The 26,150-nt window shown below is 37.1% G+C and carries 23 protein-coding genes; 6 read left to right on the forward strand and 17 right to left on the reverse strand.

What is annotated here, in order from left to right:
* Positions 1-780 precede the first annotated feature (780 nt).
* Positions 781-1,227, reverse strand: a complete 447-nt coding sequence (locus N782_RS15995) for a MarR family winged helix-turn-helix transcriptional regulator (protein WP_152600796.1) — start codon at positions 1,225-1,227, stop codon at positions 781-783.
* 152 nt (positions 1,228-1,379) lie between these two features.
* Between N782_RS15995 and N782_RS16000 the strand changes: the two genes are divergently transcribed.
* A complete protein-coding gene (locus N782_RS16000) occupies positions 1,380-1,802 on the forward strand; it encodes an organic hydroperoxide resistance protein (protein ID WP_036822453.1) in 423 nt (140 codons plus the stop codon).
* A gap of 132 nt (positions 1,803-1,934) precedes the next feature.
* Here the strand turns inward: N782_RS16000 and N782_RS16005 are convergent, their stop codons facing one another.
* The 5 genes from N782_RS16005 to N782_RS16025 all read right to left on the reverse strand — a co-directional run bounded on the left by N782_RS16005 (position 1,935) and on the right by N782_RS16025 (position 6,386).
* The gene (locus N782_RS16005) at positions 1,935-2,405 is read right to left on the reverse strand and encodes a DinB family protein (protein ID WP_036822456.1); all 471 of its coding nucleotides are present in this window, start codon (positions 2,403-2,405) and stop codon (positions 1,935-1,937) included.
* A gap of 159 nt (positions 2,406-2,564) precedes the next feature.
* Positions 2,565-2,762, reverse strand: coding sequence for a hypothetical protein (locus N782_RS16010; protein ID WP_152600797.1), 198 nt, complete (start codon positions 2,760-2,762; stop codon positions 2,565-2,567).
* Between the two features lie 77 nt (positions 2,763-2,839).
* The gene (gene shc, locus N782_RS16015) at positions 2,840-4,717 is read right to left on the reverse strand and encodes a squalene--hopene cyclase (RefSeq protein WP_036822461.1); all 1,878 of its coding nucleotides are present in this window, start codon (positions 4,715-4,717) and stop codon (positions 2,840-2,842) included.
* Positions 4,718-4,858: 141 nt separating this feature from the next.
* Positions 4,859-5,209, reverse strand: coding sequence for a hypothetical protein (locus N782_RS16020; protein WP_161783126.1), 351 nt, complete (start codon positions 5,207-5,209; stop codon positions 4,859-4,861).
* Positions 5,210-5,531: 322 nt separating this feature from the next.
* Entirely contained in the window at positions 5,532-6,386 is an 855-nt protein-coding gene (locus N782_RS16025; RefSeq protein ID WP_036822466.1) for a CvfB family protein, read from the reverse strand.
* A gap of 161 nt (positions 6,387-6,547) precedes the next feature.
* Between N782_RS16025 and N782_RS16030 the strand changes: the two genes are divergently transcribed.
* Positions 6,548-7,006 carry a YaiI/YqxD family protein gene (locus N782_RS16030; protein ID WP_036822469.1) on the forward strand — a complete coding sequence of 153 codons (459 nt, stop codon included), beginning with the start codon at positions 6,548-6,550 and terminating at the stop codon, positions 7,004-7,006.
* A 110-nt stretch (positions 7,007-7,116) separates the two neighbouring features.
* Here the strand turns inward: N782_RS16030 and N782_RS16035 are convergent, their stop codons facing one another.
* Both N782_RS16035 and gltB read right to left on the reverse strand, forming a co-directional pair.
* Entirely contained in the window at positions 7,117-8,604 is a 1,488-nt protein-coding gene (locus N782_RS16035) for a glutamate synthase subunit beta (RefSeq protein WP_036822472.1), read from the reverse strand.
* A gap of 15 nt (positions 8,605-8,619) precedes the next feature.
* Positions 8,620-13,179, reverse strand: coding sequence for a glutamate synthase large subunit (gene gltB, locus N782_RS16040; RefSeq protein ID WP_036822475.1), 4,560 nt, complete (start codon positions 13,177-13,179; stop codon positions 8,620-8,622).
* A gap of 140 nt (positions 13,180-13,319) precedes the next feature.
* On the opposite strand from gltB, the gene gltC reads away from it, so the two are divergent.
* Positions 13,320-14,222: a glutamate biosynthesis transcriptional regulator GltC gene (gltC, locus tag N782_RS16045; protein ID WP_036822477.1), complete on the forward strand. Its 903-nt coding sequence runs from the start codon at positions 13,320-13,322 to the stop codon at positions 14,220-14,222.
* Positions 14,223-14,253: 31 nt separating this feature from the next.
* Here the strand turns inward: gltC and N782_RS16050 are convergent, their stop codons facing one another.
* On the reverse strand, positions 14,254-15,159 hold the full coding sequence (locus N782_RS16050; RefSeq protein ID WP_036822480.1) for a formate/nitrite transporter family protein: 906 nt from the start codon (positions 15,157-15,159) through the stop codon (positions 14,254-14,256).
* Positions 15,160-15,254: 95 nt separating this feature from the next.
* Positions 15,255-16,223, reverse strand: coding sequence for a UV DNA damage repair endonuclease UvsE (gene uvsE, locus N782_RS16055; protein ID WP_036822483.1), 969 nt, complete (start codon positions 16,221-16,223; stop codon positions 15,255-15,257).
* A 136-nt stretch (positions 16,224-16,359) separates the two neighbouring features.
* Here uvsE and N782_RS16060 point away from each other — a divergent pair, with 136 nt between their 5' ends.
* Positions 16,360-17,454, forward strand: coding sequence for a nitric oxide synthase oxygenase (locus N782_RS16060; RefSeq protein ID WP_272913657.1), 1,095 nt, complete (start codon positions 16,360-16,362; stop codon positions 17,452-17,454).
* 42 nt (positions 17,455-17,496) lie between these two features.
* Here the strand turns inward: N782_RS16060 and N782_RS16065 are convergent, their stop codons facing one another.
* Positions 17,497-18,024, reverse strand: coding sequence for a type 1 glutamine amidotransferase domain-containing protein (locus N782_RS16065; protein WP_036822486.1), 528 nt, complete (start codon positions 18,022-18,024; stop codon positions 17,497-17,499).
* Positions 18,025-18,157: 133 nt separating this feature from the next.
* On the reverse strand, positions 18,158-18,307 hold the full coding sequence (locus N782_RS21610) for a hypothetical protein (protein ID WP_161783127.1): 150 nt from the start codon (positions 18,305-18,307) through the stop codon (positions 18,158-18,160).
* 226 nt (positions 18,308-18,533) lie between these two features.
* Here N782_RS21610 and adh point away from each other — a divergent pair, with 226 nt between their 5' ends.
* Together adh and N782_RS16075 are read left to right on the forward strand one after the other, a co-directional pair.
* Positions 18,534-20,054 (forward strand): aldehyde dehydrogenase, encoded by a 1,521-nt coding sequence (gene adh / locus N782_RS16070; RefSeq protein ID WP_036822487.1) that lies wholly within the window; start codon positions 18,534-18,536, stop codon positions 20,052-20,054.
* Position 20,055: 1 nt separating this feature from the next.
* Positions 20,056-20,385, forward strand: a complete 330-nt coding sequence (locus N782_RS16075) for a DUF779 domain-containing protein (protein ID WP_036822490.1) — start codon at positions 20,056-20,058, stop codon at positions 20,383-20,385.
* Positions 20,386-20,442: 57 nt separating this feature from the next.
* Here N782_RS16075 and N782_RS16080 read toward each other — a convergent pair whose 3' ends face one another.
* From N782_RS16080 to N782_RS16100, 5 genes are all read right to left on the reverse strand, one after another.
* Positions 20,443-20,634: a YfhD family protein gene (locus N782_RS16080; protein ID WP_036822493.1), complete on the reverse strand. Its 192-nt coding sequence runs from the start codon at positions 20,632-20,634 to the stop codon at positions 20,443-20,445.
* Between the two features lie 148 nt (positions 20,635-20,782).
* Positions 20,783-21,535: a 3D domain-containing protein gene (locus N782_RS16085; protein WP_036822496.1), complete on the reverse strand. Its 753-nt coding sequence runs from the start codon at positions 21,533-21,535 to the stop codon at positions 20,783-20,785.
* Positions 21,536-21,697: 162 nt separating this feature from the next.
* Positions 21,698-23,149: a sodium/pantothenate symporter gene (gene panF, locus N782_RS16090; RefSeq protein WP_036822499.1), complete on the reverse strand. Its 1,452-nt coding sequence runs from the start codon at positions 23,147-23,149 to the stop codon at positions 21,698-21,700.
* Positions 23,146-23,421, reverse strand: a complete 276-nt coding sequence (locus tag N782_RS16095) for a YhdT family protein (protein WP_036822502.1) — start codon at positions 23,419-23,421, stop codon at positions 23,146-23,148. Before N782_RS16095 ends, panF begins: the two co-directional genes overlap by 4 nt.
* Before the next feature lie 172 nt (positions 23,422-23,593).
* A complete protein-coding gene (locus N782_RS16100; RefSeq protein ID WP_036822505.1) occupies positions 23,594-25,753 on the reverse strand; it encodes a PAS domain S-box protein in 2,160 nt (719 codons plus the stop codon).
* Positions 25,754-26,150: the final 397 nt, after the last annotated feature.

Below are 26,150 nucleotides of genomic sequence, written 5' to 3' on the forward strand. Positions count from 1 at the left end.
GGAGAGGCTTGCGGACATATGGTATCTTATTTGTGAAAAAACACCCTACTTTAAGGTGATTTAGGCCAAATAGCGTACTGGATGTCCATTAGGGATGCAAAATAGCCTTCAAATCGAAGAATAAGAAACTATATGTCCGCTAACATAGCATCGCTTTGTGTCCTAAACCATTTTTCGCTTCGGGGATACCACCATTCAGAAAACGTCCCCTTCTAACCAGGCTATGTTTCCGTTCCTCCCTACAACAGCAAAGGTGGCCGTGGAACGACGAGACTCCCGCCGGAGAAAGAGGTAGGCAAGACCCCGGAAAGCCCCGAAATTGGGCTTGAGGAGGCTTGCCAGCTCGCCGGCAGGACGCGAGTTGTTCCACGGCCACCTTTATTCTTACTAAAACAACGGAAACATCTCACTTCCACATAATATCTCGAATCCATGTCTTCAATATAATGGTTCATATATGGAAGACTTAAAACTAAGTCATTATTATATCAACAACAAACTTAAAAAAGCGTATGATTTATATATAAAGGCGCATTTTATTTATCTGCGCATTTAGCTTGTATACTTTTAAAGTGGTGTATTTGATAAAGGTAAGAATTATACCTACCTATTGCCTATCATTTGATATTATAACTTTTTAACATTTGTTCAAATCAAAAACAACTATTTATTCAGATTAACTCTCTCTTCTTATAAATCTAGTTTATCTTCAAACTACTTCTCTAATATAAAGAAAGAAGGTTCACCATTGAATGGAACCTTCTTTCTTTATAATTTTACTTATTTTACTTCGTTTATCTGATACACGCGATCTAACGTTTTTACAAGCGAAGCTTTAAATTGTTTTAGCTCTGATTCCTCCATATCTAACTGGTCAAGCAGTTGGTGAGGGATTGAATTTGCATCCTCCTCTGATGCTTTTCCCTTATCTGTTAGGGAAACAATTACACTTCGCTCATCATGCTTAGATCGTTCTCGAGTTATGAAGCCAGCCGTTTCCATTCTCTTTAGCATAGGAGTAAGTGTACCAGAATCAAGATAAAGCCTCCGCCCCATCTCTTTAACTGTAATAGAATCTTCTTCCCACAAGATAAGCAAGACTAAATATTGTGGATAAGTGACATTTAATTTTTCCAACAATGGTTTATATAATTTTGTGATTTCTCGAGCTGTTGCATATATGGAAAAACAGATTTGATTCTCTAACTTTAAATGTTCTGCTGACATGTCAATCTCTCCTTCATAATCCAAGTGTATCGAATCTATAAAAGTATCACAACAAATCGTTTTTAAGCTTCTGTTTTGACATATCCAAAAGAAAGGTGTAAATTTAATTGTGCACAATTAAAATTTACACAATATAAAAGGGAGATGGAAATATGGATAAAGCTCTTTATACTGCACAAGCCACAGCACAAGGTGGGCGCAAAGGAACGGTAACATCTAGTGACGGAACGTTGGATTTCGCATTATCCATGCCAAAATCACTTGGGGGTGAAGAAAAAGAAGGGGCTACCAATCCTGAGCAACTATTTGCAGCAGGATACGCAGCATGCTTTGATAGCGCTCTTCAACTTGTTGCCTCTCAAACAAAAAAATCCATTGACTCAGCAATTACTGCTAACGTAAGTATCGGTAAAGAAGATGAAGGATTCGGTCTTGCTGTTCAATTTGATGTAGAAATTACGGGTGTATCTCAAGAGGAAGCAAAAGAACTAACACACAAAGCACATCAGGTCTGCCCATATTCTCGAGCAACTCGTGATAATATTGAAGTTACTTTAAATACTACTGCAAAATAGAATAATAAAAGGCTCGGACATTGTCCGAGCCTTTTATTATTCTAAGTCCTTTGAAAACACCAGTATTTTCGAAAGCCTGGATGAAAAAATAGATTAAAAATTTGAAAATAACAATTCACTTGGTCATTTCAATTAGGAAATCATATCATTAACAAGTATCTGTTTCATACTTTTAATGAGTCCCATATGTAAATTCTCATGGTTCATATGGAAAACAATCACATCTCCTAAGGTTGTCATTCCTAGAAAAGATTCTTTTAGTGGCTTATCAAGGTGGCCCTTACATGCTTTCTCCAAAAGGTTGGGTTGTATTTCCATTATCTTTATTAAGTCATCCATTGATGGTGGTTGTTCTGTCCATATCTCTGGGTTACTCCCGTTAGGGAACATCTTATGGAAGGTTAGTGGCAATTGCCTTTCCTCATTTAGCTCAGGGAAAATTGCTTGATCCCACCCTACTAAGATATGGCCAGTGTTCCATCGAATATTGTTGTTATGACCATTTGGAATACGATCAATGATTCCTTCTGGTATTTCAAGAAGAAAGGAAACTGTCCAATTACGCCACAATTTCATGTGTTCAAACAATTGTTCTTCTCTCATTAATTATCTCTCCCATTTAAATATAAAGGTCTCAATAAAATATTATTACATTGAATTTAGCTTTGTCCCAACATAATGTACATAAAGATTATTTAGTACTCTAGAAAACAAAAAAGACCCAGGCTTTTTTAGCCCAGGTCTTCTACTTATAAACAATTCCTAATTAATTATATCCATCGATTTTAAAAGAATGACCGCACAGCCAGATGCAAATCCTCCTGCACTAAAGGCAAGGAAAAAATATAGCCAACTTGTACTTTCTTTCTTTTTAATATAAATAGCATAGATAAGGGAAAATAACACTCCTATTAACATAGCGCCAGATGCGGTTGTAGGAGATAAGATTTCTAGATTCATAAATAGTGCTCCTTCGATTATTGTATAATAGGATTGTAACACGAAAGGTGACCTTCCTCCTATGACGTTTAAGGATGCTATGTCAAATATTTATTGCAATACTTGGCTATGGTTTGAAGTGGCCAAACATAATTATAACTATGATAATAAATATAAAATTGCCCAGGCAAGGCAGCTCCTGTCGGATAGGAGTAGGTCCAATCTTTTTGTTTTAGGCTATTCAATAGTGCTGTCATTCCTCTATCTATCACTTTAGTGGGCTGAGGGGATGTGGCTATCAATGCTTCAAGTGCCCATGCTGTTTGGGATGGAGTGGAAGCTTTCAAAGGTATATACATTCCTTCCTGATCACTCCTGCATGATTCTCCCCATCCACCATCCTCGTTTTGGATTCGTTCTAACCATTCTTTAGCTAACTTTATTGAGGGATGAGCATCTGATAATCCTGAAGCCTTTAAACCTGTTACGGCTGCCCATGTGCCATATATATAGCAGATTCCCCATCTACCGTACCAAGAACCATCTGTTCGCTGGTGATCTAGCATCCAATTTACACCACTTTTTATTTGTGGGTGATCTTTAGGTAACGATGCGTAGTCTCCAAGAAATTGAAGTGTTCTCCCAGTTAAGTCAGGCGTAGATAAATCTACACTCGCTACGTCTGCTCCATCGATTGGGAGTAAGGTAAGTAATTGTTTATTGGTGTTTTTTTCAAATGCAGGCCATCCTCCATCATCATTTTGCATAGATAGTACCCATTTCAACCCTCGATTCCATTCTGAACGATATTTATTTTGTTCGTACACCAGGTTCTTGAGAGATCGTAATGCTGCTGTTGTATCGTCCACATCAGGTTCCATCGTATTTACATCGGAGAATCCCCACCCTCCAGGTAGAGTATTAGGATTATGAAAACTCCAGTCACCATATCTGAAATGTTGCCTTGATAGTAAATAGTAATTTGCTTGTTGTATATGTTCATCTGTATGATCTACTCCTACTAGCTGAAGGGCAGAGCTCAATAACGCTGTATCCCATACAGTAGAAGGGGAATTCTGTATATGAATGCTATGAGATTTTGGGGAGCATATTAATGTTTTGATTCCTGCTAAAGCTTTTTTGATTAGGGGGTCTTGTTTTCTATAATTTAAAGCCAACAAGGCAAACACCATATAAAACGATGAAAGAAAATAACCATACAAGAGGCCATTCGGCTCAATTCTTTCAACCATATATTTTTTTGCTTTGCTAACCGCTTTGTCATTTGTTTTTTCTTGAAAATCAGATAAATAACTTAAGCTATCGTTTATCCATCCCTTTAAAAATCTTGTCTTATTATGTGAATCTTCAACTATTCTTGAATCATATAAAAGTAAATCCGATAAATCAGGTGTATCTTTTGTCGTAAGGCGAAATTGTGAATTCATGAGAATAACAATCGGAGCCAGGTGTACGCGTGCATATCCGACAAAATCATAAAAGCTAAGTGGAAATGATTTAGGTATAAGTAGGAGTTCAATTGGAATGGACGGTAAGTTAGACCATGGTAGTTGTCCCGTAACGGCAAGCATCAATTTTGTCATTGTATTGGCTCTCATTAAGCCTCCGTTTTCTTTTATGAAGGAAGAGGCTTTTTTCATTAAAGGGTCTTTTTTAGATTTAAAACCTGAAAATAACAAAGCATAATAGGCATTAATTGTGAGGGATACATTCCCATCATCTTCATCATGATAAAGTTTCCAAGCTCCATTGGATAATTGTTTTGAAGCAATACGTTCTGCAAGGGCTGCAATGAAATCGTCATCTTTTACCTTAAGGGTTTTATAAAGAATAATGGTAAATGCATCTGTGAGTAAGCTATTTTCAAAACATAAATGCCAGGATCCACTTTCTGTTTGTAAAGATTTGATTTTTTCTATAAGTCGATCTCTTTCCTTATAAAACTGATCTTTCAATAACGTAGACCTCCCTTAATACCCTCTTTGTATTAAGGTATATTGCCTAGTGGTCTTTTCTATGAGGAATACTGGCTATCTTAACAATTAGGTAATAGTGATGTTAATGAATAAATCATATTACGTCATTCCTTCTAATTGCTATTTGGTCCGATCATACGTTAGGGAACGAATCACAAGAATACCTGACAAAACAGTTAATACTAAATTTCTTTCTGGAAAAAGAAACATGTCAATGTAGAACGGGTTTATACCACCATACCACTCTCCCCATACCACACTAGGTATAAAACTAAAGAACGTTAAAGCTATAGCCACCAATAATAACAACCAGCTTGGATTAACATTCCTTTGCAACAGCTGCTTAATACCTCTCCATTCTATTAAAGTACCAAATATAAATCCGAGGAAAGACATAAAGTACGAGAGTCGGAACATACTTTCATCATTCTTCCTATAAGCTTCTTGTAAGTTATCATAAGTTGTGTCCATAAAGTAAAGGATAAGTAACATACCTGCAACTACGCCTATAAAAGCTAACGTTTTCTTATAAATAATGAGACCACCTGGTTAAAAATTTTATCAATCATTACTCTAATCTTTTCATTTTTTTGAATGAATGTAGACTCCTAATATAGTAAAAATATAACATATAGACCATATCATAACTTTTTATGTTGAAAACAGTAACATTAAAAAAACAATTAAGCGCAAACGCATTATCCAGCCTATTTAATCCTAAAGTATTAATGGTATAGTATCAAAAAAACCTACATCCTTTATGGTGATGTAGGTTTTAGACGCTCGTTATTTTTTATTTCAGTACAGTTTTCCCATCTTCTTGCTTGATTTTGTCTTGTTTCATCAAGGTACCAAGTGCTCGTTTAAAGGCTGCTTTACTGATATTAAATTCGTCGCGTATTGCCTCTGGAGAGCTTTTATCTGTGAACGTCATTTCTCCTTTATTGGAAGATAAATAAGTTAGAATTTGTTCAGCATCTTCTCCTAGGGCTTCCTCTTTAACTGGGCGTAATGATATGTTTAATGTTCCCACACTTTTCACATCAATTACTCGACCTTTCACCCACTCACCTAGTCTTGGTTCTTCTTTACGCTCAGTGTAGTGAATGAATCCCTGATACCCTTCTTCTGTTACCAAAAAGGAGCCCACTTTGTTAGCTCGATAAACTCGTCCGCTAATCGTAGTATTTAATACACTTTCTGGAGCTGGTTCAGCATATTGTTCGATAATATTTTCAGTTGCAGGCTTGGCTAGCAGCCGTCCTTTTTGATCGGTTTGAAGACACACATACAATTGATCGTGAACAATTGGCCATATTCGATTTAATAGTGGTAAGTCATCCTTCGATACTAAAATGTGTTTAGGGATACCAATATCAACAAATACCCCAAGGTTATCGACCATATCTACAACTTCAACCCAGCCATATGTGTTAAAATCAATATCAGGAAGATAGGTAGTAGCCACTAACTTGCCTTGTTTATCATGATATAAAAAAGCTTTTACTGTTTGATCAATATCTACCGTTTCTTTCGTGTCATTCACATGTAGCATAACTTCACCGTGTTCATTCGTAAGCACGAACCCATTATCTATTTTTCTAGATACTGAAAATTCATGAACAGTACCTACATTAAGGTTAGTCATTATTAGCCTTCTTTCACAGAATTATACGATTATTGTTTCATGTTCTAACGTATAATCTTTAGAGTATTTACGCTACTCTATATAATAAACGTTGATAAACAAACTTGCAAAGCTATATCCATCACTTTCATAGAAAGTGAAATGTACATAAGAGGTGTCGTATGCGTATTTATGTTGATGCAGATGCTTGTCCTGTAAAAGAAATTATTATTAAAGAAGCTCAACAATTTCAGATTTATGTAACAATGGTGAAAAGTTTTTCCCACTTCTCCCATGAAGAAGATCCTCCCATGGTGACCACAACCTATGTCGATACAGGTGCGGATGCCGCGGATTACCGTATAATGCATCTTGCGCACAAAGGAGATTTGATTGTTACCCAAGATTATGGATTAGCAGCATTAGCACTAGGAAAAGGCTGTTACGTTATTCATCACAAAGGATTCTCTTTCACAACAGAAAACATTGACCAGTTATTATCGACTCGTCACGCAAACGCTCAAGCACGAAAAGGTGGTATGAAAACAAAAGGACCTAAAGCAATGAATGATGATGACCGAGAAAAATTTCGTTCCGTACTTCATTCCATATTACAAAGAAATCATGAAGAAAGCAGATAGTGAAAAATTCACTACCTGCTTTTTTAATGGAAAAAATAATAGTATTGCTAGTAATTCTCTCAATTTAATTTTAGTTTAAAGCAAATTAAAGGGAGTGAAGTTCAATTCATTTACCCTGGTAGTACGGTACTCCCCATTAAATACTGATCTACCTCTCTAGCAACTTCGCGGCCTTCATTAATTGCCCATACGATTAAGCTTTGACCACGTCTGGCATCACCTGCTGCAAATACTCCTTCGAGATTTGTTGTGTAATTACCATATTCTGCATTTACACAGCCTCGAGAAGTTGTATCTACACCAAAATGCTTTAGTAATGGTTGTTCTGGTCCCTCAAACCCAATTGCAATCATAACATGCTGCACTGGCCATACCTTCTCTGTACCAGGAATTTCACGGTAAGAATAAAAGCCTTTGTCATCCCAAACTTTCTCTGTTTGAATAGTGTGTAGTTCTTGAAGATGACCGTTTTCATCTGCTACGAATTTGGTTGTTTGAATAGAATATTGTCTTGGATCTTCCCCTTTTGTTTCTGCAGCTTCTTTATAAGCATACTCCAATGTGAAGACATTTGGTGGTTCTGGCCACATGTTGTCTTCAGGTCTTGTGGTTGGCTGTTTAGGGTGCTTACCAAATTGAACAACACTATTACAGTCTTGACGTAGAGCTGTAGCTACACAGTCAGCTCCTGTATCGCCGCCACCAATAACAATGACATCTTTGCCTTCCACATTAATATATTCGTTCTGTTGCATGTCTTCATTTAGAAGGTTCTTTGTAGATGCAGTTAAGTAATCCATTGCCAAATGAATTCCTTTCGCGTTACGCCCCTCAATACTCAAATCACGCTGTTTTTGTGCGCCAGTACATAAAATGACCGAATCATATTGTTCCTGCAACTCTTCTGGAGATATGTCTTTTCCTACTTCGGTATTGGTTACAAAATCAATACCTTCTTGGCGAAGTAAGTTAATTCGACGTTCTACAATATCCTTTTCCAGTTTCATATTTGGGATACCATACATTAGCAGGCCACCTGGACGGTTGGAACGTTCGAAAATGGTAACAGAATGACCAGCTTGGTTTAACTCATCTGCACTTGCCAATCCAGCTGGGCCAGAGCCTACAATGGCTATCTTCTTTTCAGTTCGTTTCTGAGGAATACGTGGCTGAATCCAACCATTTTCAAACCCTTTATCAATAATAGCTTTTTCGATATTTTTTATTGCCACAGCAGGATCAGATATTGCTACTGTACATGCCCCTTCACAAGGAGCAGGACAAACACGACCTGTGAATTCAGGGAAGTTATTTGTCTTCTCTAAACGCTCCAAAGCTTCTTTCCATTTTCCTCTATAAACAAGATCGTTCCATTCAGGAATCAGGTTATTAATGGGGCAGCCTGAGGCTTGCCCATTAATCTCAATACCTGTGTGACAAAAAGGGATGCCACAATCCATACATCTTGCCCCTTGTCTTTTTAATGTTTCGTCTGAGAAAGGAGCGGTATATTCATTCCAATCTTTCACCCTTGAGTGGGTTGAGCGTTCTATTGATTCTTCGCGTTCATAGTCCATAAATCCTGTTGATTTACCCATGCTCTCTCTCCTTTCTTATTTCAAAGCAACTTGGGGCGTATCACTTGCATCTGTTGCTTCTTGCTCCTGTTTCGTTGGGTTACCTTGAAAAGCATTCATAACTGCTTCGTCCTCTGTTAATCCATCTGCACGATGTGCTTCGATTCTATTTAGCATATTCTTATAGTCTTTCGGGATAATCTTCACAAAACTTCGTTTAGCCATTTCCCAATGTTCTAATACATGTGCTGCACGCAAGCTATTGGTATTCTCAAAATGATTTTGAACTAATGTTTTAACTTCTTGCGTTTCCATCGGATCTTCTAATGATTCAAACTCTATCATTCCTGTGTTGCATAGAGATTTAAATTTATCTTTATCATCGGCAAAGACATAAGCAACTCCACCAGACATTCCCGCTGCAAAGTTTGCTCCTACATCACCTAGGACAACAACACGTCCTCCCGTCATGTATTCACAACCATGATTGCCTACTCCTTCTACTACGACGTTCGCTCCACTATTACGTACAGCAAAACGTTCACCAGCTACTCCATTAATGTAGGCTTCTCCTTTTGAAGCACCATACAGCGCAACATTTCCAATTATGACATCGTCGCTAGCATTAGGACTTTGGTGTGGTTTAGCTACGACAACTTTTCCGCCAGATAAGCCTTTACCAACGTAATCATTTGCATCTCCCGTTAAGTGAAGGGAAAGGCCACGCGGTATAAATGCACCAAAGCTTTGCCCAGCTGATCCTGTAAAGTTAAAACGGATAGTGTCTTCAGGCAAGCCTTCCTCCCCATAACGTTTGGAAATTTCACTTCCTACAATCGTTCCTACTACACGGTTAGTATTACGGATTGGATAGGATAATTCTACCCGCTTCCCTGTAGTAATAGATGATTTAACAGCAGGTAGTAGAGTCGTCAAATCTAATGATTTATCAAGGTTATGATCTTGTTGCCTTTTACACGTTTTTGGACCTTTTGGTTGGTAGACTAAGTTTCCTAAATCTAGTGATTTAGCTTTCCAATGTTCACGCGTTTCTTCGCTTACTTCTAATACATCTGTGCGTCCAACCATTTCCTCAACAGTGCGGAAACCTAATTCAGCCATAATCTCACGCAGCTCTTCTGCTACGAACTGCATATAGTTAACGACGTAATCAGCATGGCCTGTGAACTTTTTACGAAGCTCAGGATTTTGTGTCGCCACACCAACTGGACATGTATCTTTATGACAAACTCGCATCATTATGCATCCAATTACAACTAATGGTGCTGTTGCAAAACCGTATTCTTCAGCTCCTAATAATGCAGCCATTGCAACATCTCGTCCTGTCATCAATTTACCATCAGTCTCTAATACTACTCGATCACGTAAGTTATTCAACACTAACGTTTGATGTGTTTCTGCTAAACCTAGTTCCCAAGGTAAGCCAGCGTGTTTAATACTAGTTTTTGGTGAAGCGCCTGTGCCTCCATCATAACCGCTCACGGAGATTACATCAGCGGAGCCTTTTGCTACTCCTGCTGCGATGGTACCGATACCAGACTTAGCAACAAGCTTCACACTAATTCTTGCATCTCGGTTTGCATTTTTTAGATCGTGAATTAACTGAGCCAAATCTTCAATAGAATAGATGTCATGGTGTGGTGGAGGCGAAATTAAGCCTACTCCCGGTGTAGAACCACGAACATCTGCAACCCATGGATAAACTTTCTTACCAGGTAATTGTCCACCTTCTCCTGGCTTCGCGCCTTGGGCGACTTTAATCTGCAACTCATCAGCATTCACTAGATAATGACTACTAACACCAAAGCGACCAGAGGCAATTTGTTTAATGGAACTGCGTCTTGAATCACCGTTTTCATCGGGGTGGAAACGACTTGGATCTTCGCCGCCTTCTCCACTATTACTTCTTCCACCTAGACGATTCATCGCAATTGCCAGTGTTTCGTGAGCTTCTTGACTTAATGAGCCAAACGACATTGCTCCCGTTTTAAAACGACGAACGATATCTTCAACGGACTCAACTTCTTCAAGAGGAACGGATTGTTCTGATTTAAAGGTAAAAAGGTTCCGTAAGAATCCGATTCGTTCTTTATTTGCAGCCTTAGAATATTCTTTGAACATATTGTAATCATTTTTACGACAAGCCCATTGAAGTGTATGAATGGTTTGTGGGTTGAAAGCATGATGCTCTCCAGTTTTTCTCCACTGAAAGTCACTTCCTGGCTCTAACGTTGTGCTTAAAACATCCTCATAAGCAGTGTTATGACGTATCTTTGCTTCCTTGGCGATGGTGTTTAAATCGATTCCATCTAGCTGAGATACCGTGCCAGTGAAATAACGATTGATTACATCTTTACTGATACCTACGGCTTCAAATATTTGAGCTCCACGGTAACTTTGTACTGTTGATATCCCCATCTTAGACATTACTTTTACAATTCCAGTGGTCACGTGCTTTCTATAAGCTTGAACTGCGTCATTAACATCCATATCTAAACTGCCATCTTCTACAGTTTGTCGAAATGTTTCATATGCAAGATATGGGTATATCGCATCTACACCATACCCAATTAATGCAGCAAAATGATGAACCTCTCTGATTTCCCCACTTTCTATAATTAGGCTTGCTTTCTTACGCTTGCCTTTTTGAACCAAGTGTTGGTGCACAGCACTTGCAGCCAATAATGGTGGCACAGGTACATTTTCAACACCCATGGTACGGTCAGAAAGGATGAGTAAGCTATACCCTTCTTCAATAGCTGCTTCTGTTTCATTACAAAGCTCTTCTAATTCTGCTTCTAGATCATTCGTGAAAACAGCATCGAGTGTTTTACAACGGAAGTGTGATCGATTCGTATCCCTAATGCTATCCATTTGGTCAGCTGATAGTACCGGAGATTGCAACTGAATCCGATGACTATTCGACTCATTTGGATGAAGTATATTTCCTTCAGCACCTAATAGAGTGGTAGTAGATGTAATCATTTGTTCACGAATAGAATCAATTGCCGGATTTGTAACCTGAGCAAAGTGTTGTTTGAAATAAAGGAAAAGAGATTGAGGGTTTTCCGATAAGACGGCTAATGGTGTATCATTCCCCATTGCACCTACTGGGTCTTTTCCTTCTGTTACCATAGGTAATAAATACTTATGAATATCCTCATACGTATAACCAAAAGCCTTTTGTCTTACAAATGCATCATCCACTGGCTTAGGATCAATGTACGTGCCCTCCGGCTCAAGATTCCAAAGATTTTTATCTAACCATTCCTGATACGGGTGTTCGGAGGCCATGTCATGTTTAATTTCTTCATCAGATATAATTCGCTGCTGTTCTAAATCAATTAGCAGCATCTTTCCAGGGCTTAGTCGATTTTTATATAAGATGTTATCTTCTTCTACATCTATAACGCCCACTTCAGATGAATAAATAAGCATATCATCTTTTGTAACGTAATAACGTGCAGGGCGTAGTCCATTACGGTCTAAGATACCACCAATTTGATTTCCATCTGTAAATGTGATGGATGTTGGCCCATCCCATGGTTCCATTAGGATACTGTGGTATTGATAAAAAGCACGTTTCTCAGGAGTTAGGTGTTCATTCTCCGCCCATGGCTCAGGAATTAACATCATTGCCGCATGTGCAGGCTTACGTCCTGATAGGACAAAGAATTCAAAAGCATTATCTAAAGCTGATGAGTCACTTCCACTCGAGTCAATAATAGGTAGAATTTTCTCGAGGTCATCCCCAAATGCTTCAGATGCCATTTGCTTTTCACGAGCTTTCATCCAATTCTTATTACCTCTCAATGTGTTAATCTCACCATTGTGTATGAGGTAACGATTTGGATGGGCACGTTCCCAACTAGGGAACGTGTTTGTGCTAAAGCGGGAATGTACTAAAGAAAATGCAGATACAAAATCTTCATCTATTAAATCTTCATAAAATGAATCCATTTGCTCTGGTAGTAAAAGTCCTTTATAAACAATTGTTTGACTTGAAAGACTTGCAAAATAGAACTGCTTATCTTGCTCTACTGCCCAATTTTCAGCTTGTTTTCGGATGACGTATAGTTTACGCTCAAATGGTAAGCCTTTTTCCATCTCGTCACTTGCTTCGATAAATACTTGACGAATGATTGGGCAACTATTTTGTGCAGCAATTCCGATTTTTCTGACATTTACAGGCACACTTCGCCAGCCTAAAACCTTTTGCCCTTCGGCTTCAATTAATGTATTAATATATGCTTCCTCTTCAGCACGTTCTTGTTCATTTGAAAAAAAAAGCATTCCAACTCCATAACGTCCTTGTTCTGGTAAATTCAATTCCGTACACTGTTTCTTGAAGAATGTATCTGGCATTTGAACAAGCAATCCTGCTCCATCTCCAGTGTGAGGATCACTGCCTTGGCCACCTCTGTGATCTAGCTGGCACAACATGTGTAACCCTTTTTGAACGATTTCGTGTGTTTTGTTTCCTTTTAATGATGCATACAGTCCAATACCACAAGCATCATGTTCAAAATCAGGGTTGTAAAGGCCCTGGGGGTTTGGAATTTGATTATATGTCATGAGCTATCTCCCCTTAAAATTAAAATAAAAATCCGTTTAACCTGTTAATATACATTGTAAGTTTTCTAAATGTTGCAAACAATATATAATTTAGATAGAATTAATCTAATTTTGATATGAATCGATATGGAGGATGCATTATGGAGCTTCGTCAACTACATTATTTCATGGAAGTTGCAGAACGAGAACATATATCTGAAGCAGCTATACACCTGCATGTGGCCCAATCAGCCATCAGCAGACAAATAGCTAATCTTGAAGATGAGCTAGGAGTTAAGTTGTTTGTTAGAGAAGGAAGAAATATCAAACTAACTCCAATAGGAAAAATATTTCGAACGCATACAAAAACAGCATTAAAAGCTATAGAACATGCCACCAAACAAGTTGAAGAGTATTTAGATCCTGATCGAGGCTTAATACGGATAGGTTTCCCTACTAGTTTAGCCAGTCATTTACTACCTACTGTCATCTCTTCTTTTAAACAGAACCATCCTAATGTGGGTTTTCAACTAAGGCAAGGTTCTTACCATTATTTAATCGATGCTGTTAAAAAGCGTGAGATTGATTTGGCTTTTCTAGGACCTGTACCAAAGGAAGACCCTGAAGTAGAAAGTCATATTTTATTTACTGAACAAATATCTGCATTACTACCTGTGCAACATGAACTCGCAGAGCAAGAAAGTATTCTACTCAGCGATTTAAAAAACGACTCATTTGTTCTGTTTCCAGAAGGATATGTTTTACATGATATTGCTATAAATGCTTGTAAACAAGCTGGCTTTAGCCCTCATGTTTCATCTCAAGGAGAAGATCTTGATGCCATTAAGGGTTTAGTATCCGCTGGAATAGGCGTTACTTTGTTACCTGATAGCACATTCTATAATTCCACACCTAGATTAACTGTTAAAAAACCAATTGATATCCCTCAAGTAAGAAGATCTGTCGGGATTATCACACCGATGGACCGCGAGTTAGCACCTTCTGAAAAAGTTTTCTATAGTTTTGTTAAGAACTTCTTCTCTATGCTAGAACGATATCAATAAAAAAAAGCCACTAAATAGTGGCTTTTTTATATCAATAATTATCAACTGCGGATTGTATATCATCTTTATATGCATATGAGAAAAGCAAGGATACTAATATACCTCCACCAATAATATTTCCAATGCTGGCAGGAAGAAGGTTAAGGAATAAAAACTCATACCACTGGTATTCAGAATTCGATAATATCCCCATACTGAAGTACCCCATATTCGCAGCACTGTGTTGGAAATTACCAGCTACGAAGAGGACAACAGGTAATAATGTTCCTAATATTTTTCCGGTTATATCCCTTGCGGCAGTAGTCAGAAACGCAGCCATACCTATTAGCCAGTTTGCAAGAATGCCTGACAAAACGATCTGAATCCATCCTGTAAATCCTTTATCTAAGAACTTCATTTTATGGTCTATGTACACAGATAGCTCTGAATAAAATGAAGTGGATAATGATCCGGATAGTTTAATAATTATAGCAACAAATAAAGCTCCTAATATATTTCCAATATAAGCGGATCCCCAGAACTTTAATATGTTTCGTTGCATAAATCCTGTAGAATGAAAAAGATACGTCGGCAATAATACGTTAACTTCTGTAAATAAGACAGATCCAGATATAAAAACCATAGCATAGCCTGCGGCAAATCCAAATCCAGATAACAGGTAGTATAACCCTTTAGCTTCAATGCCAATAGCTAATAGAATAGAAAACGCGGCTCCGAATGTCATAAAGGCACCAGCAGTAAGAGCTAATACTAATTGACCTGGGAATGGTTTCTTTAAGTGATCCCTACCTTTATGAGCAAATTCGCTAACAATTTGAGAAGGAATGTAAAATTGTCTTCCTGGTCGATCTGGATTGTCTCTTGGTTCGATAGCTGAATCATCTGATGATTGATGAGCGGTTTGTTGTATGTTGTCGTTTTGTTCCTTATTGTTCATCCATGTATCCCTCCAATTACTCCTCCTATTCCCAAAATTCCTCCTAGATAATCTGGTGTAAAACGCATTCATACATTATCGCTCAAAATGTTTCTTCAATTGTTATATTTAAATGTAGTCGGTGTAATAAATTCGATGTGTGGGTCTGATGATAAATCGCTTACCAATTGAAACAATGCATCATCCTTTTGTTTCGCTTCAATCATACAATCAATTTGTTCGGTAGAACCATTTGTTTTCGATACAAAATCCAGAAACATGTCTTTATCAATGTAAGGAGCATGACTTTTAAACTCATCATGATTTTTAGGAGATGATATATGCATTTTTACTGGAAGAGAGCTTCCTTCCCATGTTTGTAACACACGATCCCAATTTTCTTCCCAGTCTAAGTTTTCGTGATTGGCCATATGATGATGAATATCAAATATAAAAGGAATCATTAATTTTTGTGATATATATAGACAATCATCCATGGTGTACAACGTATCATCGTTTTCTAGCATAATCATTTTTTGTAATCCCCTTGGAATATATGACCAGTTTTCAATAAAGCGTTCTAAAGACTCTTCCTTATTATTGTAACCTCCTCCTAAATGCAAAACACATCGATGTGTAGGGTCTACCCCCATCCCATGTAAAAGTCGATAATGGTATCTTAAGACATGAAGAGAAAATTTAAACTTATCTTTATCTGGACTATTTAGTACTACAAAATGATCAGGATGGAAATCAATACGCATTTGATGTTGTTTAGCATAGTCACCTATCTCTTTTAACTCGTTACGTAGTGAGACATAATATTTCCAATCCGTCAGCTCTTCATGAGTAGCTAAGGGTACTAGTTTTGAACTCATACGAAAGAATGTAATACTATGCGCTCGATTATGCTTCAGAAGACGTAAGGTATTATTAAGATTAGATGAGGCAATCCTTTCTAATTTATGTACTGCAGCCTCTCTATCATGTAAAGAGCTAAATTGCTTGTATGTCATTGTCTGTGATGGTGAGGCATTCTCTACGTGTACACTCATAGCTACATATCCTAATCTGAAAATAGTCATAATTTTTTCACCTGCTATCATTAAGATATACATAGTTTTTACCCGGATAAAGTATTTATGTACATAGTTCTGTCACAAAGAAAAGATAGGACTTGTGATACAATACATTCAGTGTAATTTATGGAGGTTAGGTACATTGACTGCAGAGCTTATGCAAAAGGCTGAAGACTTTATTCAGAACTGTTATCAAGAATTAAATAAATCCGATATGGAAATAACGAAACGATTAGAAGAAATTGAGAACTCTGTTCTTCATAGAGGTACATATGAACATACATTTGAAGAGCTGCAATATGGTGCAAAAATGGCTTGGAGAAACAGCAATAAGTGTATTGGCAGACTTTTTTGGGATAGTTTGAAAGTATTTGATCAACGAAATGTTTCATCTTCTGAAGAAGTTAAAGATGCTTTAATCAATCATGTTCATTATGCAACGAATAATGGTAAAATTCGTTCTACTATTTCCATTTTTAAACCTAAGGAAAATGGCGTAGAACCCATACGCATCTGGAATCATCAGTTAATTCGTTATGCAGGGTATGAAACGGAGGAAGGAATCATAGGTGACCCAGACTCGATTGCTTTCACACAAACTTGTCAGAATCTTGGATGGGAAGGTCAAGGGACACATTTTGATATCCTGCCTTGGTTGATACAAACGAATGGTGAAAAGCCTACTATTTACGAAGTTCCAAAAGAAATAATTTTGGAAGTTCCACTTCGTCATCCGGAGCTAGAATGGTTTCAAGATCTCCATCTTAAATGGTATGCGGTACCAATAATTTCAGATATGAAACTTGAGATTGGTGGCATAGAATACGTAGCTGCTCCATTTAATGGATGGTATATGGAAACGGAAATAGGTGCAAGAAATTTAGCGGATAACTATCGCTATAATATGTTACCAAGAATCGCAGATTTAATGGGGTTAGATACTAAACGAAATGCTTCCCTATGGAGAGACAGAGCACTTATCGAACTTAATACAGCTGTTCTTCATTCCTTTAAAGAAGATGGAGTGAATATTGTGGATCACCACACTGCGGCTCAGCAGTTTAAGAAATTTGAGGAGAAAGAACACCATTGTGGACGAGAGGTAACTGGAAACTGGGTTTGGTTAAACCCACCCGTTTCTCCTGCAACTACGCACATTTTTCATAAGCCTTATAAGAATAAAATAAATACTCCTAATTACTTTTATCAAGATAAACCATATATAAGAGGAGACTGAACATTGATTTCAACAGTCTCCTCCATCATTCATCTTATAATATTATGCCTGTTTTTCTAATACAGCAATAAATTCTCTCATATAGTCAGGGAGATCTGGTGGACGACGGCTTGATACTAGATGGCCGTCTACTACAACAGGTTCATGAACCCATGTAGAGCCAGCATTTATCATGTCATCTTTTATCCCAGGTGTACTTGTTACTTTCTTTCCATTTAAAATATCTGCTGATATTAAAACCCATCCAGCATGACAAACTTGACCGATTGCTTTTTCCTGGTCGTTCATCGTTCTCACCATATTTAGAATCGATTCATACCTTCTCAATTTGTCGGGAGACCAACCTCCTGGAACAAGAATCGCATCATATTCGTTTGGATCAACTTCATCAAACGTTTTATTTGATACCACAGGTACGCCATATTTGCCTACGTACTCTTCATCTACTTTCTCTCCTACAATATCAACTGTAGCTCCTTCTTCTCGAAGTCGCATAACAGGATACCATAATTCTAAATCTTCAAAGTCGTCACTCACTAGTTGAATTACTTTCTTATTTTGTAAACGCATGATCTTCCCTCCTTCATCATATCCTCTTCCACTATAAAGGAATAAACAAACACTCTCAATTCATTTAACTATAAGATAGCCCATTTATTCTCTCTAAAAAAAGACAAAAAAAATAAAAAGGCACAAGGCCTTTTTATTTTTTCTTATTTTGCTTTTGTGCTTTCGCTTCAGCATTACGCTCTTGCTCTTCAAAATCTTTACGAGCGCCCATTTCTTCACTGAATTCAACGTCGCGTTTTTGCTTTTCTGGCTTGTTGTTGTTTTCTTGATTACGTTTAGGCATGTGACTAACTCCTTTATTGATTAAGTATTGTCTTACCCTCATACTCTGCCCATATAATCGTTTCTTATACACGAAAAGAAAAGACTTCTTACTTGAATAAATGGTTCAGAAAATTTAGAATTAAGAGTAATATCCCTTTTCTCTTTTTTTAAACACAAAAGAAAGCGGTTACATAACCAGGATCTAAAGGGGTTAATAATCTTTAACTACATAAGGAGGATTTTGAATGATTTATGCAAATCCAGGAGAAAAAGATTCAATAGTCAGCTTTAAGAAAAAGTACGATAATTATATTGGTGGTGAATGGGTAGCACCAGTTAATGGAGAATACTTTGAAAATGTTAGTCCTATAAATGGACAGGTTTTTTGTGAAGTTGCTCGATCTACTGAAGAAGATGTTGATTTAGCAATTGATGCTGGCTATCGAGCCAAAGACAGCTGGGGGGCAACATCTCAAGCTGAGCGTGCTGTCATACTTAACAAAATTGCAGATCGAATAGAAGAAAATCTAGAAAAACTTGCGGTTGCTGAGACGTGGGATAATGGAAAAGCTGTACGAGAGACGTTGATGGCTGATTTACCTCTAGCTGTTGACCATTTTCGTTATTTTGCAGGATGTATTCGTGCTGAAGAAGGTTCTATTGGTGAAGTAGATGGAGATACTGTTGCCTATCATTTTAAAGAACCATTAGGTGTAGTAGGACAAATAATTCCTTGGAATTTCCCTATTCTCATGGCAACCTGGAAGCTTGCTCCAGCCCTTGCTGCAGGTAACTGTGTTGTATTAAAACCTGCAGAACAGACCCCTGCATCCATAATGGTTGTAATGGAGTTAATTGAAGATCTACTTCCACCTGGAGTTGTCAACATTGTAAATGGTCTTGGTGTTGAAGCTGGTAAGCCTCTAGCATCTAATGACAGAATAGCTAAGGTAGCTTTCACAGGTGAAACAACTACTGGACGCCTTATTATGCAATATGCATCTCAAAATATCATACCTGTCACACTTGAGCTTGGTGGTAAATCGCCTAACATCTTCTTTAGTGATGTTGCTGATGAGGATGATGAATTTTTTGATAAAGCAATTGAAGGCTTTATTATGTTTGCTCTTAACCAGGGTGAAGTTTGTACGTGTCCATCGAGGGCATTAATCCATGAATCTATTTATGACAAATTTATGGATCGAGCCTTAGAAAGAGTTAAACAAATCAAACAAGGAAATCCATTAGATACAGAAACTATGATGGGCGCCCAAGCATCCAGTGAACAGCTAGAAAAAATTCTTTCCTACTTGGAAATTGGAAAAGAAGAAGGTGCTGAATGCCTTATAGGAGGAGACCAAAACCAACTATCAGGAGATTTAAGTGGAGGTTATTATGTAAATCCTACTATCTTTAAAGGACGCAACGATATGCGTGTATTCCAAGAAGAAATCTTTGGTCCAGTTGTTTCTGTAACGACATTCAAAACGGATGAGGAAGCACTTGAGATTGCTAATGACACATTATATGGCCTAGGCGCTGGAGTATGGACACGTAATATTAATACTGCCTATCGTTTTGGCCGTAATATTGAAGCTGGTCGTGTATGGACAAACTGTTATCATGCATACCCTGCTCATGCAGCATTCGGTGGCTATAAAATGTCTGGAATCGGAAGAGAAAATCATAAAATGATGCTAGATCATTACCAACAAACAAAAAATCTTCTGGTAAGCTATAGCCCACAAAAGTTAGGATTTTACTAATATGGAAAAGGTCACCGCTACGCCAGAAGCGTTGGAGCTTATTGAAAAATTAAAGACGAAACACGGACCACTTATGTTCCATCAATCGGGTGGTTGTTGTGATGGTAGTTCTCCTATGTGCTTTAAGGAAGGGGAATTTATGTTGGGGAACGCTGATCTCCAATTAGGCGAAATTGGTGGATGTCCTTTTTATATTAATAAAAAACAATATGAGTATTGGAAACACACTCAGCTCATTATCGATGTAGTAGAAGGCCGAGGCGGTATGTTTTCCCTAGAGGGGCCTGAAGGGGTTAGATTTTTAACCCGCTCAAAAGTTTTACCCAAATAAGAAGAATAAATTAAGGAGGATGAGATTAATCTCTCCTCCTTTTCTCATATTTTAGTTTTAGCTTTTTTTCTTTTTCTTAGCTCGATGGTCTGCCTCTTCTGCTCTTTCTTTTGCTTCTAAATCGTTCTCATCCGCAAACTCTTCTTTGTATTCTACATCTCTTCCATCACGTACTATGTCCTTCTCAGGAGTCTGAGATAGCTTTGCATCATCTTTTGCCTTATTCTTTTTACTTTGTCCTCTCGTCATCTAGATCATCTCTCCTTTTAAAATGAAATTCACGTTTTAATATTTCAGAAAAAGGAATAAATTATTCAATACTAAAAATCCTAGCTCATTGTAAATTACAAATGAACTAGGATTATAAATGGTAAGTATTTAAAATGCTCTAAACGAATTACTTAAGGACTTTTACAGTTACTGTTTTTCTACCCCATTGAAGTGCTTTACTTCTGCTAGGGATAAAGACATCTATTTCATTTCCATTAATGCCTCCACCAACATCACCAGCAACAGCGTAACCATAACCTTCAACATGTACCTTTGACCCTAATGGAATAACACTTGGATCAACGGAGATTACCTTTTTATTTGGATTTGCTTTTAGGTTGATTCCTGTAGAAGTAATACCAGAACAGCCTGCGCAATTTGCAGTATAAGCTGTTGCACTTACTCGAATGGTTTTAGCTACTTGGTTCGTTTCTTTAGATTGCACATTTGATTCATTTGATTGTACTTGTTTAGATGCAGAAAGTACTAGCTTCTGTCCCACATGAATCGTGTTTGATGTAAGATTATTCCAGGATTTCATTTGTGATACAGAAACACCATATTGGTTAGCTATTGCCCACAGAGTATCACCTGATTTTACGGAGTATGATGTATTTGTTGACTTGTCATTACCATCTACTCGATTCACTTTTTCAGTGGATTGACTTGGAGCAGACACTTCCAATTGAGAACCAGGGTAAATGACTGTTGATGATAGATTATTCCATTCTTTCAAGTCGTTAACGCTCACGTTGTATGTCTGAGAGATTCCCCATAATGTATCACCGCGTTTCACATTTACCTCTTCAGCGTATGCCGTACTAGCAAAGACACCTGAAACACCTGCAACAGCAGCTAACGTCATGATCGTCTTTTTCAAAATGAATACCCCCTGCTTTTATTGTTCGAAATATTCTATACCCTACTATATCAGAGTTTACTAGAGATGAAAGAACAGGGAGGTAACAATATTATTTCTTGTTTAACAATAACATAACAAAGTGATTACAAAGATAGATCTCAAGACGGTTATCCTTACCAGTTATTTACTCCCCTTTTCGTTTAATTGGCTGCCTCCCTGGGTCGTAATCATGCTTACAATGACATAACTGACTAATGATAAGCCAACTGGAATTACTACAGGATGTACTTGTATAGCCTCACTGAAAAAAGAATCAACAACAACATAACTGCTAATACCAGTTATCATTGATGCAATAGCTCCATACTTGTTACCTCGAGACCAATATAATCCTAAGACAACAGGCCATATAAACGCAGCTTCTAAACCACCAAATGCATAAAGGTTTAACCAAATTAATAATTGAGGTGGTTGTAGAGCTAATAAGAATACTAAAATTCCTAATGCTGATGTGATTAATAAACTAAGCTTTTTGACTTTTTCATTTGGTGCTTTGGGATTAACGTAATTGACATACACATCTTTTACCAACGCAGAACTTACTAAGAGTAATAATGAATCAACAGTAGACATAATAGCAGCCATAGGTGCAGCCAATACAATCCCTGCCAACCACGGAGGTAAAACTTCTTGAGCTATTAGGGGCATGACGGTGTCTTTATTCTCTATTCCCGGTAAGATTGGTTTGGCAAAAATACCAATTAAATGCATATTTAACATTATGACTCCAACAACAATCGTACCGATAATAATTGCTCTATGCATCGCTTTCGAACTTTTGTATGACATTGCACGAACTGTGACTTGGGGTAACCCAACAACGCCTACACCTACTAATATCCAAAATGATGAAACATATCCCGGCGATAAGTCCGCATTAGCTCCATAGGGTGTTACAAGATTAGGATTTTCAGTCATTAAATCTGACATTAAGTTGGAAATCCCACCACCAGCAACAATCGTAGCAATTAATAAAATAATCGTACCAAAAAACATAACCACACCTTGTACTGTATCGGTTAAGGCTACAGCTCTAAAACCGCCAATAACGACATAAACAAGTACAGAAACCCCAAAGATAAATAACGCAGCAGTATAGGATAAGCCAGTTACTGACTCAATTAAACGAGCCCCTCCTACCCACTGAGCTGCCATTGCAGAAAATAAAAACAAAACAATACTAAAGGCAGACAATAGAACTACCCATTTACTTTCATACCTTGCCTTAAGAAAATCAACGAGCGTAACAGCTTTGTACCGTCTTGCCAAAATAGCAAATCGTTTTCCTAAGACCATTAATACAAAATAGCCGGTGACGAGTTGGCTCATTGCTAACAATACCCAACCGAGACCTTGGCTATATGCTAGTCCAGGACCTCCTATAAAGCTGCTCGCACTTCCATAGGTAGCTGTCATTGTCATCGCAAGGATAAACCCACCTAATTGTCGATTTCCTAGAAAGTATTCTTGCAAAAAAGTTTCAGAAGATTGAACGTGACGACTTGACCAAAAACCAATAATAAAAATAAGAATAAGAAATGCAATTAATGAAATTAATACTGTACTATTCAATTTTTATCACCTTCATCTTCTAAAGAAACCTCAGTAAAAAAGAATTTCACAATAATAATTACTAGGCTTGCCATTAATACAAATCCAATAATACAGCTATAAAAAAACCATGCAGGAAATCCAAGGATGTACGTATAGTTCTCTGGGTCCTTATTCCCTAAACCATAGGCAAAACCAAACCACCATATAAAATTAAGTATAGCAAGTCCAACACCGAAGAGTGCTTCTTTATTTGCTATTGAAAATCTCTTATCGTCTTTTGCAGATTTCATAGCCCCACCTCTCTTATATGTGTAACAACGAGATTTAAGATTAATTGATTATATATTCTTAGACCACTATATCATTGTACATTGCAATAATACATAGCTGTGATAAGCACATTTACTGTTCATTCCATTTAAAATGCCACATTATTATAATAATGTGGCATCACAAGGAGTACTAAGACTCTAAAGGTAACTGAACAGTAAAAGTTGTTCCTTGTTGAACTTCACTTTCAACTGTAATCTTACCTCCATGATCTTCTATTATTTTAAAACTAACCATTAATCCTAGACCATTGCCGTTCTTTTTGGTTGTATAGAAAGGTTCACCAATTTTTTTGAGTTTATCAGGTGGAATGCCCACACCTGTATCTATAACTTTCATGGTTACACCTTCATTTTCTAGTTGGATAGAAACAGTTACCGTCCCACCCTTTGGTGTAGCTTCAATACTATTTTTAATAAGATTTAAAAATACTTGCTTAACTCGATCTTCATCACAATTTACTTCCATAACATCCATACTATTTTCAAAGGTTAGTTGCACCTTATGTTTTTTTGCATGAAATTCCAATAAAGAGATAACATTCCTAACAATAGGAATAATATTTTTCTTTCCAAGCTCTATTTCTTTAGGTTTAGAGAGTAACATAAATTCTTCTACAATCGCATTAACACGTTCAATTTCTTCAACAATAATGGATAAGTACTCTTGTCTTTCCTCATCTGTTTCATCTAATTGTAAAAATTCAGCATACCCTCTCATTGAGGTTAGAGGATTTCGTATTTCATGAGCCACGCCAGCTGCTAATTGACCTACTGCAGCAAGTTTATCTTGTCGATGAAGGACTTCTTCTGTTTTCTTCCGTTCTGTTATGTCACTTCGTATAGCTAAGTATTGATATGGTTTTCCATTTTCTTTTAAGAAAGGTACGATAGTTGTGTCTACCCAATAATAGGTACCATCCTTTGCGCGGTTTCTTATTTCACCCTTCCACACATAACCTTGACCAATCGTTCGCCACAAGTTCTTAAAAAACTCTTTTGAATGATATCCAGAATTTAATATCCGATGATCTTCCCCTATTAATTCATCTCTACTGTATTTAGAAATTTGTACAAAATTATCATTTACATTCATTATTGTTCCTTTTTCATTAGTAATTGCAACAATTGAAGATTCATCTAAGGCAAATTTTATATCTTGAATATCTTTCATTGTATCTAATACTTGTGTTTCAGCCTCTTTACGTTTTGTTATATCATTTCGTATAGCGATGTATTGATAAGGTTTTCCCTTTTTATTTAAAAAAGGAACAATGGTTGTATCTACCCAATAGTAAGAACCTTCTTTGTCTATGTTCTTCACTTCACCTTTCCATACATGCCCAGTACCTATCGTTCGCCATAAATCCTTAAAAAACTCCCTAGGATGGTATCCAGAATTCAGTAAGCTATGATCTTGGCCAATTAACTCTTCTCTTGAATACTTAGAAATCTCAATAAATTTATCGTTAACATACGTAATTATTCCTTTGGCATCTGTAATAGCTACAATGGCTGATTCATCCAAAGCAAACTTTATATCATTTAAATAGGTATCACTAGTTTCTAATCGGTTACTGATTAATGTACTTGACCACAATAACCCAGCCGTAATTAGTATTGTAATAAACAATACTAGGTAAATAACAAACTGCTCCTGTGATTGGGTCGAATTTGCATTAAATGAAGCAGAGTCAAAAGATTGAGCCGCTTTTGTTAATAGAAAATATCCTTCTACAATAGCAGCTGTAATAATAATTGCACTAATTGGTTTTAACCATACATTTGATGTATGAATAATATTTCTATATGAGAATAAAACCCAAAGTGAAAACAAAAAAGATCCATAGATTAGTAATAATGATGGAACAAGGATAATCAGATTATACTGAATTCCCAAGCTTAGCGTGTACATTCCAGTTACATGTGTAGAAAAAACAGCTAACATCATGAAGAAGCTACCCAATAATAATTTTACAAAACCAAAAGACTCGTTTGTTACAACATAAAAAGCTATTCCAGTAAACGATACACCAAGAATTATAGATAATAACGTTAACGGTATTTGATTACCGACAATACTGTATGTATCCATAGCTAACATAGTTAAAAAATTCATGACCCATATGCCAATTCCCATAGAAGAAATACCACCCAGAAAGATAAAGCGGTTATTTTTCTCTGAGTTACGTAGTAATGTAAACAAATCTAACGAAGTATATGTAGTCATCAATGTTAACATTACAGCTATCACAATAAGGATTGGGCTATATGATTCAATAATAGTCCCCATTTTGGTCTCCCCCTTTTACACATGGGCTTATTGTAATTGTACTGGAAACATTATGTACATTAAAGATACATTATGAAAGAATCTAATTTTTTGGCGGTAAAAAGTCCTGCATTTGTTAGTAAGTATTAATCAAGTTTCCTATTTTATTTTATTAAAGACTATTCAAATATTGCCCCATTATATTGAAGACTTGGATTAGAGATATTATGGATTAGAGAAATGTTTCCGTTGTGTTAATTTAGAGAAAAGATGGGCCGGGTAATAGCTCGCTTTCCTGCGGCCTCACACGACGTGAGGTCGGTCGAGTTTGCTACAGGATGTAGCGAACTTACTCGACCTTCCTTGCTTACTAACAGAGTCTCCTCGGGCCAAAATGCGGCCCTGTGGGGTCTCGACA

This window comes from Pontibacillus yanchengensis Y32 (assembly GCF_000770635.1).
Lineage (GTDB): Bacteria > Bacillota > Bacilli > Bacillales > BH030062 > Pontibacillus > Pontibacillus yanchengensis.